Genomic DNA, 10555 nt, shown 5'->3' with positions numbered 1-10555 from the left:
GCCCGGCCGCGCTCCTCGGCCGCGCGGGCCGCGATCCGCCGTACGAGCGTACGGGCCCGGCGCTCGGCGGCCGTGTGGATGTCGCGGGCCCTCGCCCGGGTCCCGGTGGTCTCGACGATACGGCCGAGCAGATCGACCGATCCCGCGGTGAAGTCGCGCTCCGCGGTCAGCTCGGCGCGGCGGCCCAGCTTGTTGCCGAAGCCGCCGACCAGGTCGGCGAGGCCGTCCGTGTCGCGGGTGTCGGTGACGGCGCGCAGCAGGAGGTCGGTGAAGTCGGAGTCCTTCTTCACGGCGAAGAGGCCGGCCGCCTCGCCCTCGTCGGCGTTCATCTCCCGCTGGTAGCGGAACAGTTCGGGGTCGAGTCCGAGGTCCCCGAGGTGTTCGTTCCAGCGGTCGTGGATCTCTTCCCAGTGGACGTCGAGGTGGGGGTAGAACTTTCCGGCCTCGGTGAGCGCGTCCCGGAAGCCCTTCATCGTGCGGCGCCGGCCGCGCGCGCCGGAGGCGCCTTCGCTGGGCGGCCGGACGGAGGTGGCCTCGGCGACGGGCAGGGAGTCCAGGCTGAGCCCGGGGCCGGGCCGGAAGGAGTACCAGCCCTCGGTGAACTTCCTGGGGTCGTTGGAGACTTGGCGCCCGCGCCACTCACTGGCCTTGCCGACCACGACGAGTTCGCCGGTGAGGACGTGCTGCCACTCCAGGGCGACGTGGCCGCAGTCGTCGGCGAGGAGGAACTTGCGCAGGACGCCGGAGCTGGCGCCGCCGAGTGTGTTGCGGTGTCCCGGCAGCATCACCGAGAAGATCAGCTTGAGCAGGACGGACTTGCCGCCGCCGTTCTCCAGGAAGAGCACGCCGGCGGGGGCGGGCCTGCGCGGCGGCCCGACGGGCTCCTCCTCGAAGAACTCCGCCTGCGCGGGGGCGGGCTGAGGCACGGGCGCGCCCACTCCGCGCAGGTCGAGCACGGTGTCGGCGTAGCGCGCACCGGCGGGGCCGATGGAGTAGAGGCGGACCCGGGACAGCTCGTACATGGCGGGGGACTCTCGTCTGGTGAACGGTGCGGGTGTGGGGGGCGGGTGACGGGACGGCGTGGCGCCGTCAGGAGTGGAAGGGCAGTCCGGCGTCGGCGACCAGGTCGAGGTCGTCGCCGTCGCGTGGCGGCAGCAGGGTGGCGGAGCCGTCGGTGACCGGGACGACGCCCAGCTCCAGCAGCTCGGTCATGGCGGCGTGGCCGGCCATGTCCCGTACCTGGAGCTGGTAGCGGGCGGTGGTGCGGTACGCGCCTCCGGCGTCGTCGCCGGTGCGCTGGAGGAAGCCGGACTCGGTGAGGAAGGCGACGGCCTTGCCGACGATGCCGGTGGTGGAGCCGGCGAGCCGCCGCGCGTCCTTCGTGGCGCCGGTGGCGCTGCGCCGTGAGTAGATCCGCCAGGCGACTTCGAGGCCGGGGGCGTCCGTGGACGGGTCGGTGTTCTCGCCGTCCTCCTCGGCGCGTTCCTCCAGTCGCCGACAGGCCTGGCGGACGAACCCGTCGACCCCGTTGACCGTGATCCGGCCGATGTAACCGTCGTCGGCGAGGTCCTCGGGCCGGGGGAACGCCATGGCGGCGACGGCCAGATGGGCGAGGCCGTGCAGGAAGCGGTCGGCGGAGTCGGTGGCGGCGCGGCGCGCGTAGTCGCCCATGCGGACGGCGAAGACGGAGTCCTCGGCGGCGGTGACGGCCATGCCCGCGCGGGGGGAGACCTCCAGGACGACGAGGCCGAAGCCGGTGGCGACGGCGTCGGCGATCCGGGCGAAGGCGGTGTCCTCGCGGTAGCGGCGGAGCAGTTCGGTGTACTCCGCGTCGCGGGCGGGGAGCAGCTTGGGCTGGAGGCCGAAGGAGACGAGCCGGGCGGCGTCGGCCGCGTCGGCGGGCGTGACCGCACCACTCGCCGCCGGGACGGCGCGCTCGGCCGTCTCCACGACGGCGGGCTCGCCCCACGCGGCGGAGGGCTCGGCGTGGTGGTCGCTCACGGGGACTGCTCCTTGCGGTGGGGGTTGGCTGTGACGAGAACGACCCGAGGCCCTGGCCGGGCACGGCCACCGCGCCGGGGGGATCCGGGCCCGGGCCCTGCTGCCTCCCGGACGCTTCCCGCCCTTTCCGCCTTTTCTGTACGGCTCCGATCCGCCCCGCCCGTCGCCCGCCGGGGCCGCGCCGCCGAAGGCCCTGCTGTCGGATTCACGCCGCCTCCGTTCGGGCCGCCGTCATGCCCGCCGCGTCCAGGAGCGCCGTGCCCACTATCAGGTCGGCGCCGCCGAACTCCGGGTCGTGGAGGGGGGTGCCGTCGTCCACGGCGAACAGGAGGCGCTCCTCGCCCTGGCGGTAGGCCGTGCCCACGGGCGGGCTGGCCGCGTGGATGGCCAGGAGGATCACGAGGTAGGGCAGTTCGGGGTCGCGGAGGCGGGCCTCGGCGAGGAGGCCGGAGAGGCGGCGCGGGGCGTCGTGTTCCAGGGTGAGCAGTTCCATCGCGCTCGCCAGCTGCTCCTCGCTGAACCGGCTGTCGTCCGGCGTCGCGATGAGGTCCGGCTCCGGCATCTCCGCGCCGAGGTGGTCGCGCTCGACCGGGGGCGTCAGCAGGAGGTCGATCAGGTCGCCGACGCGGACGGACACCGGCGTGCGCAGTCCGGTGCCCCGGGCGAAGAACGCGTCGGTCACGCGTGTGGCCTGCTCCACCGGCAGCGGCAGCAGCGGGGCGACCAGCTGACCGTACAGATCGAGGCCCGTCCGCCCCGACGGGCCCGCGAACGCCTGCCGGTCCTGCTCCGCCCGGAACAGCGGTCCGGCCTCCAGCAGCCGGGACTGGAGCTGGGTGTGCCGCCGGATGCAGTCCTTGACGATGTCGACCAGCTCGGCGGCGCGCCGCTTGTGCTCGGCCGTCCTGGGGTCGTTGCCCGTCTCCGCCTCGTCGCGGGCCTTGCGGATGTTCGTGAGGATCGCGTTCTCGTGGCGGTACCGGTCGGCGACATGGTCGAGCGCTTCGTCGATCATGTCCGGGACGGCGTTGAGCCAGTCGACCGCGCGGACGTTGCGCCGCGTCGCCTCCAGCGTCCGCCGGAGCGTCTCCGCGTACTGCACCGTGCGGTACCTGGCCTGTTCGGCGGCGAGCTGCGCGTCCGCGAGGCGGCCCCGGTTGATCAGGACCTCCAGCTTGACCTCGGCGGCGATCTGCGCGCTGGTGACGTCCGTGTCGAGGGCGCCCACCAGCACGTTGACGGCTTCGTCCGTCGTACGGAGGTAGACGCTCCCGCCGTGGCCGGGCACCTCCTCGATGAGCTTGAAGTCGTAGTCCCTGCGCGTGTAGACGCCGTCGGTGCCGAACGTCCCGTACACCGCCCGGAAGCCGCGGTCCACGCTGCCGACGTTGATCAGGTTCTCCAGCACCCAGCGGGCGACGCGTTCATGCTCGGCGGCCGGGCGGCGTGGGGCCTGCGCGGCGACCCGCGGCAGCAGCCTCGCCACGATCTGCTCGTGGTCGGCGCCGGTGTCGAAGTCCATGTTGAGCGTGACCAGATCGATCGCCGAGAGCGCGACCTCGGCCATCGCGTATATCGAGTACTCCCCCGCGAGGTTGGCCTTGCGCGTGTCCAGATCGTGCAGGGGCGCCGTGCACGCGAGCGCGCGCAGCCGCCGCGCCAGCCCTTCGTCGGCGGCCGGGCCCTGTGCGGGCCGCGGCCCCGCGCTGAGCTGGGGCGGAACGAATTCCGGCGAGGCAGGCGAAGTCACGTTGCACAGATTAGATCCTCGGACTGACAACGGTCGAAACGGCGCAGAAGCGACCCGTCCGGTGGCCGGTCCGTGTGGTGTCGCGATGGTGTCGCGGTGTCGCGGTGGTTTCGCGGTGGTGTCGCGCTTACGGCCGCGCCACCCTGTGCGCGTAGACCTCCACCAGCTGCTCGCGCGAATCGTCCAGATACGCGGCCAGCAGCCGCTCCGTCCCCTCCCTGTCCCCCGACCTGAGCGATTCCAGCAGCACCCGGTTGCGGACCAGGTACGGCTGGTGCAGCCGTCGCGGATCGTCCACGACGTGGAAGGCGAGCCGCAGTTCGGCCAGGACCCCGCGCATGAGCTCGTCGGTGCGCGCGCTGCCGGCCAGGGCGACCAGTTCGCGGTGGAAGTGGATGTTGGCCGTCGCGACGCCGGTCCAGATCCCGTCCCCGGCCGCCCGTTCGCCCGTACCGACGGCCGCCTCAAGGGCGCTCAGGACGTACGGCGGCTCGCCGAGCCCGCGCACGACCGCGCATTCGACCAGCCGCCGGGTGCGGTAGATGTCCTCGACGTCCTCGACGGCGAGGACCCGGACGAAGACCCCCCGGTTCATCTCGTGGACGAGCAGCCGTTCGTGGGTGAGCAGCCGGAACGCCTCTCGCAGCGTGTTGCGCGAGACGCCGAGCGCCCCGCCGATGGCCTCCTCGGAGAGCCGCTCCCCTGGCCGGAAGTACCCCTCGGCGATCCGGGTGCGCAGGATGTCCGCCACTCGTTCCGCCGTACTCGTACGACCCAGCAGCGCCCGGTCGTCGGCCAGTTCACCCACAGCGCCTTCTCTCCCCTGCCGTCGTCACGCGCCCGCCCCGCCTCACGGCGTCCATCGTAGGAGCACCGCATTCGGAAACAAGAACGAAACCACAAGAGGGTTGTCGGATCGTTCAACAATCCCCTACCGTGAAGTCAGCTCAAGGTCCCGGCACTCTCTCCCTCCTCCCCTTCGAGGTGCAGATGAGCACGACCCAAGCACGTCTGGCCAAGGACGAACTCCCCGAGGACACCGGCGCGTTCGCCTGGTTCCGCGCCCTAGGACCGCAGGGCCGCCGCGCGTTCGGCGGTGCGTTCGGCGGATACGGCCTGGATTCCTACGACTTCTTCACCCTGCCGCTCAGCATGGTCGCGATCGCCGCCTACTTCGGGCTCGACAGCGGCCAGACCGGCCTCCTCACCACCGTGACCCTCGTCGTCTCGGCCGTCGGCGGCGCCCTCGCGGGCATCCTGGCCGACCGCATCGGCCGGGTGAGGGCCCTGATGATCACCGTGGGGACGTACGCGGTCTTCACCGTCCTGTGCGGCTTCGCATCCGACTACGGGACGCTGCTGGTCTTCCGCGCCTTCCAGGGCCTCGGTTTCGGCGGCGAGTGGGCCGTCGGCGCGATCCTGGTCGCGGAGTACGCGAGCGGCAAGCACCGGGGCCGTACCCTCGGCGCCGTCCAGAGCGCCTGGGCGGCCGGCTGGGCGCTGGCCGTGCTCGTCTACACGCTCGTGTTCCAGTTCCTCGACGCGGACACCGCCTGGCGGGTGATGTTCTGGACGGGCGCGCTGCCCGCGCTGCTGATCATCTACGTACGGCGCAACGTCGAGGACGCTCCGGAGGCCGCCCGACAGCGGCGCGAGAGCCCGGAGAAAGGCAGCTTCACCACGATCTTCCGTACGGGCCTGCTCCGCACGACTCTCTTCGCGACCCTCATGTCCGCAGGGGTGCAAGGGGGTTACTACACGCTCGCCACCTGGGTGCCCACGTACCTCAAGACCGAGCGCGGGCTCGGCGTCGTCGGCACCGGCGGGTATCTCGCCTTCCTGATCTCCGGGGCCTTCCTCGGCTATCTGACGGGTGGTTACCTCACCGACCGGCTGGGCAGGAAGAAGAACATAGCGATCTTCGCCGTCCTGTCCGCCCTCGCCATCCTGGTGTACGTCAACATCCCCGGATCGGCGGACGGCCTGCTGCTCGTCCTCGGATTCCCGCTCGGCTTCTGCATGTCGGCCATCTTCAGCGGCTTCGGCTCCTTCCTCAGCGAGCTGTATCCGACCGCCGTGCGGGGTACGGGCCAGGGCTTCACGTACAACACCGGGCGCGCCGTCGGCGCGTTCTTCCCCACGCTCGTCGGTTTCCTGGCCACCAGCTGGGGGGTCGGCGGCGCCCTGGTCTTCGGGGCCGTCGGGTACGGTCTCGCGGTGCTCGCGCTGCTCGGCCTCCCGGAGACCCGTGGGCGTGAACTGCTGTGATTCGCGGGACTGTCACGACCGGAAGGTGACTCCATGACCTGGGCGTCCATCGATCTCAACGCCGACCTGGGCGAGGGCTTCGGCCGCTGGCGGCTGACCGACGACGAGGAGCTGCTCTCCGTCGTCACCAGCGCCAACGTGGCCTGCGGCTTCCACGCCGGGGACGCGGCCACCATGCGGCGGGTCTGCGCGTGGGCCGTCGAGCGGGGGGTGCGGATCGGCGCCCAGGTCTCCTACCGGGATCTGGCGGGTTTCGGACGGCGGTCGATGGACGTGCCGCCGGACGAGCTGGCCGCCGAGATCGCCTATCAGATCGGCGCGTTGGAGGTCTTCGCGAAGGCGGCCGGCGCGCGGGTCGCGTATGTGAAGCCGCACGGCGCGCTCTACAACCGGGTGGTGCACGACGCGGAACAGGCGGAGGCCGTCGTGGAGGGCGTCAAACTCACCGGCGAGCGGCTGCCGTTGCTCGGCCTGCCGGGGTCGCGGCTGCACGACCTGGCGGAGAAGGCCGGACTGCCCGCTGTCACCGAGGCGTTCGCGGACCGCGCGTACACGCCGGAGGGCACGCTGGTGCCCCGTGGCCAGGAGGGCGCGGTGATCGCCGACGCGGCTGCCGTGGTCGAACGGTCCGTGTCCATGGCCCGGTTCGGGGTGGTGACCTCGCGGTGCGGGCAGTCGGTCAGCGTCCGGGCGCGCTCGCTGTGCCTGCACGGGGACACGCCGGGCGCCGTCGGTCTGGCCCGGCGCGTGCGGAGCCAGCTGGAGGCGGCGGGGGTCCGGGTGGAGGCCTTCGTATGAGCGCGACCGCGCGGGTGAACGCGACCGCGCGGGCCTTTCGGGGTACGGCCCTGCCCGTCGGCGACCGGGCGCTTCTCGTGGAGCTGGCCGACGGCGAGGAAACGGCGGCCTTCCACGGCGAGTTGCTGCGCCGGCGCGCCGCCGGGACCCTCCCGGCCGTACGGGAGATCGTGCCGGCCGCGCGCACGGTGCTGCTCGACGGACTGGACGACCCGGCCGGTTTCGCGGCCGGGCTGGGCGCCTGGGAGCTGCCCCCTCCCGACTCCCGGGAGTCGGACACCGTCACCCTGCCGGTCCGCTACGACGGCCCCGACCTGGCGGAGGTGGCCACGGTGTGGGGGGTGTCGGAGCAGGAGGTGGTACGGATCCACACGGCGGCCGAATTCCGGGTCGCCTTCTGCGGGTTCGCGCCCGGCTTCGGCTACCTCACCGGGCTCGGTGAGCGGTACGCGGTCCCCCGCAGGGCCACTCCCCGGACGGCCGTCCCGGCGGGCTCGGTCGGGCTCGCGGGGCCGTACACCGGGGTGTATCCGCGCTCCTCGCCCGGTGGTTGGCAGGTGATCGGGACGACGGACACCGTGCTGTGGGACGCGTCGCGCAACCCGGCCGCGCTCCTCTCCCCGGGGACACGTGTGCGTTTCACAGCGGTGGAGGACGACGGACACGGGAGCAGGAGCCGGTGACGGACCGGGCGTTGGCCGTCGTACGGGCCGGGGCGCTGACCACCGTCCAGGATCTCGGGCGGCACGGCCACGCGCACCTGGGTGTGCCCCGCTCCGGGGCGCTGGACCCGCCCGCGCTGCGGCTGGGCAATCGACTGGTGGGCAATCCGGAGGGCGCGGCGGCGCTGGAGACGACTCTCAACGGCTGCGCGGTCCGGCCGCGTTGCACGGTCGAGGCGGCGGTGACGGGCGCGCCGTGCGGGGTGACCGTGGACGGCCGTCCGGTGGCGTGGGGGCAGTCCGTACGGGTCCCGGCAGGGGCGGTGCTCGACGTGGGACCGGCGGTGTCCGGGGTCCGGAGCTATCTGGCGTTCGGCGGCGGGGTCGCGGTGGAGCCCGTACTGGGCAGCCGGTCCACCGACCTCCTGTCGGGCCTCGGCCCCGCGCCCCTGCGCGACGGTACGGTCCTGGCGCTGGGCCCCCGGCGGGGCCCGGCGGCCCCGGCCGACGTGGTGCCGGCGCAGGCGCCGCCCGCCGAACTGGTGTTGCGGGTACGGCTGGGGCCGCGCGACGGCTGGTTCACGGAGGCGGCCCTGCGGACGCTCGCCTCGGCCGTCTACCGGGTGTCCTCCGCGAGCAACCGCATCGGCCTGCGCACGGAGGGGCCCGCGCTGGAGCGTGCCGTGACGGGCGAGCTGCCCAGCGAGGGCATGGTCCTCGGGGCGGTGCAAGTGCCGCCGGACGGGCTGCCGTTGGTGTTCCTCGCCGACCATCCGACCACCGGGGGCTATCCGGTGGTGGCGGTGGTGCGGGAGGCGGACCTCGCGGCGGCGGCGCAGGCCGTCCCCGGCACGCCGATCCGCTTCGTCCCGGCCGGCCGGCCCGCCACCTCCCGTACCGGCCAACTCGCCTCCCGTACCGGCCGACTCACGCCCCGCGTCGGCTGATCCCGGGTCTCGTACCGGCTGACCTCAGGTCCCGTCCGCCGTCCCGTACCCGCCGCCGCCCGGCGTCCGCAGCACCAGGACGTCGTCCGCTCCCGCCTCGACCGAGTCGACCCCCTTCAGCGGTGTGACCGAACCGTCCGCGCGCTCAAGGGAGTTGTCCCCGAGCGCGCCGGGACCGCCGCCCGCCGTCCCGTACGGAGCCGTCCTGCGGTGACTGGTCAGGAGGGTCACCGTCATCGGCTCCAGGAAGCGGATGCGCCGTACGACTCCGTCTCCGCCGCGCCACCGGCCGTCACCCCCGCTGCCCTCCCGGACGGCGAAGCTCTCCACCCGTACGGGGTAACGCCACTCCAGCACCTCCGGGTCGGTGAGCCGGGAGTTGGTCATGTGGGTCTGTACGGCGTCGGCGCCGTCGAAGCCGTCGCCCGCGCCCGAGCCGCTGGCGACGGTCTCGTAGTACTGCACCCGGTCGTTGCCGAAGGTGAGGTTGTTCATGGTGCCCGAGCCCTCCGCCTGGACCCCGAGCGCCGCGTACAGCGCGCCCGTGACGGCCTGGGAGATCTCCACGTTTCCCGCGACCGTGGCCGCCGGGTAGGCGGGCGCGAGCATCGACCCGTCCGGTACCCGCACCTCCAGGGGCACCAGACAGCCGCTGTTGAGCGGGATGTCGTCGGCCACGAGCGTCCGGAAGACGTACAGCACCGCCGCCATCACCACGGACCGGGGCGCGTTGAAGTTGCCGGGCTGCTGCGGCGAGGTGCCGGCGAAGTCCACGACCGCGCTGCGCGCCGCCCGGTCGACCCGCAGGGCGACCTCGATCACGGCGCCGGAGTCGGTCTCGTAGCGGTACGAACCGTCGTGGAGCCCGGCGACGATGCGCCGTACGGACTCCTCCGCGTTGCGCCGTACGTGACCCATGTACGCCTGGACCACGTCGAGTCCGAACTCGCCGACCATGGCGTGGAGTTCGGCGATGCCCTTCTCGTTCGCCGCGATCTGGGCGCGCAGGTCCGCGAGGTTGGTGTCCGGGTCGCGGGACGGATGCCGGGCGCCGGTGAGCAGGTCCCGCGTCTCCTCCTCCCGGAGCCGGCCGTCCCTGACGAGCAGCCAGTTGTCGAACAGCACGCCCTCCTCGTGGATGTCGGTGCTGAAGGCCGGCATGGAGCCGGGGGTGATGCCGCCGATCTCGGCGTGGTGGCCCCGGGAGGCCACCAGGAACCGGAGCTCCCCGCCCCGCTCGTCGAAGACGGGGGTCACCACCGTCACGTCGGGCAGATGCGTGCCACCGTGGTACGGATCGTTGATGGCGTACACGTCACCGGGGCGCAGCTCGCCCGCGTTGCGCCGCAGTACCTCCTTGATGGATTCGCCCATCGACCCCAAGTGGACCGGGATGTGGGGGGCGTTGGCGATCAGGTTGCCCTCGGCGTCGAAGAGGGCGCAGGAGAAGTCCAGCCTCTCCTTGATGTTGACCGAGTGGGCGGTGTTCTCCAGGCGCACGCCCATCTGTTCGGCGACGGCCATGAAGAGGTTGTTGAAGACCTCCAGCAGCACCGGGTCGACGTCCGTGCCGACCGCGACGCGCGCGGGCCGGGGCCGTACGCGGGTCAGCAGCAGGTGCCCCGACTCCGCCGCCCTCGCCTGCCACCCCGGCTCGACGATCGTGGTGGCGTCGGGCTCGGTGATCACGGCGGGGCCGGTGACGGTGGCGCCCGAACCGAGGTCGGCGCGCCGGTGGAGCGGGGTGCCGCGGACCTGGCCGTCCACGAACATGCCGGTCCGGGCGTACGGCTCCGGCTCCGCCCCCGCCCCGGCATCAGTGGGGGCCTGCCCCGCCGGCCCGGGCCGGTGCTCCCCGTCCGCCGCCCCGATCGCCTCGACCGAGACCGCCTCCACCACCAGCGGCTTGTCCATCGTGAAGGCGTAGCGGGAGCGGTGTTCGGCGACGAAGGCCTCCGCCATCGCCGGGACGGTGTCCAGGGCGACGGGCAGGCTCGCGTCCGTACCGGCGTACCGCAGCAGCACGCGCGCGTGGGTGGTGATCGCGTCGTCCGGGACGGAATCGGCGCGCAGATCGGCGCGGGCGCGCGCGGCCAGGTCGTCGCACACCTCGCGCACGCGCCGCAGCG

8 protein-coding genes and 1 pseudogene are annotated in these 10555 nt (G+C 73.0%); 4 read left to right on the top strand and 5 right to left on the bottom strand.

Annotated features, from left to right (window positions below; genetic code table 11):
* From GT042_RS31205 to GT042_RS31190, 4 genes and pseudogenes are all read right to left on the bottom strand, one after another.
* A pseudogene (locus tag GT042_RS31205) lies at positions 1-1022 on the bottom strand (hypothetical protein); the annotation flags it as partial.
* A gap of 67 nt (positions 1023-1089) precedes the next feature.
* On the bottom strand, positions 1090-2001 hold the full coding sequence (locus GT042_RS31200) for a hypothetical protein (protein ID WP_161312050.1): 912 nt from the start codon (positions 1999-2001) through the stop codon (positions 1090-1092).
* Positions 2002-2206: 205 nt separating this feature from the next.
* Positions 2207-3751: a hypothetical protein gene (locus GT042_RS31195; protein ID WP_161312049.1), complete on the bottom strand. Its 1545-nt coding sequence runs from the start codon at positions 3749-3751 to the stop codon at positions 2207-2209.
* A gap of 127 nt (positions 3752-3878) precedes the next feature.
* Positions 3879-4550: a GntR family transcriptional regulator gene (locus GT042_RS31190; protein WP_202534277.1), complete on the bottom strand. Its 672-nt coding sequence runs from the start codon at positions 4548-4550 to the stop codon at positions 3879-3881.
* A 191-nt stretch (positions 4551-4741) separates the two neighbouring features.
* On the opposite strand from GT042_RS31190, the gene GT042_RS31185 reads away from it, so the two are divergent.
* Genes GT042_RS31185 through GT042_RS31170 form a run of 4 tightly spaced genes read left to right on the top strand, consistent with a single transcriptional unit; the run spans position 4742 to position 8426 of the window.
* Entirely contained in the window at positions 4742-6019 is a 1278-nt protein-coding gene (locus tag GT042_RS31185) for an MFS transporter (protein WP_161312047.1), read from the top strand.
* Positions 6020-6052: 33 nt separating this feature from the next.
* Positions 6053-6817 (top strand): 5-oxoprolinase subunit PxpA, encoded by a 765-nt coding sequence (locus GT042_RS31180; protein WP_161312046.1) that lies wholly within the window; start codon positions 6053-6055, stop codon positions 6815-6817.
* Positions 6814-7500: a 5-oxoprolinase subunit PxpB gene (pxpB, locus tag GT042_RS31175; RefSeq protein ID WP_161312045.1), complete on the top strand. Its 687-nt coding sequence runs from the start codon at positions 6814-6816 to the stop codon at positions 7498-7500. The genes GT042_RS31180 and pxpB overlap by 4 nt, the downstream gene beginning before the upstream one ends.
* Positions 7497-8426, top strand: coding sequence for a biotin-dependent carboxyltransferase family protein (locus GT042_RS31170; protein ID WP_161312044.1), 930 nt, complete (start codon positions 7497-7499; stop codon positions 8424-8426). Before pxpB ends, GT042_RS31170 begins: the two co-directional genes overlap by 4 nt.
* Before the next feature lie 24 nt (positions 8427-8450).
* Here GT042_RS31170 and GT042_RS31165 read toward each other — a convergent pair.
* Positions 8451-10555 (bottom strand): hydantoinase B/oxoprolinase family protein (locus GT042_RS31165; RefSeq protein WP_202534274.1); only part of this gene is annotated, 2105 nt, incomplete at its 5' end.

The organism is Streptomyces sp. SID3212 (assembly GCF_009865405.1).
GTDB lineage: Bacteria > Actinomycetota > Actinomycetes > Streptomycetales > Streptomycetaceae > Streptomyces.
Note: the sequence above shows the minus strand (reverse complement) of the source record. Positions and strands in the feature narration are given on the sequence as shown.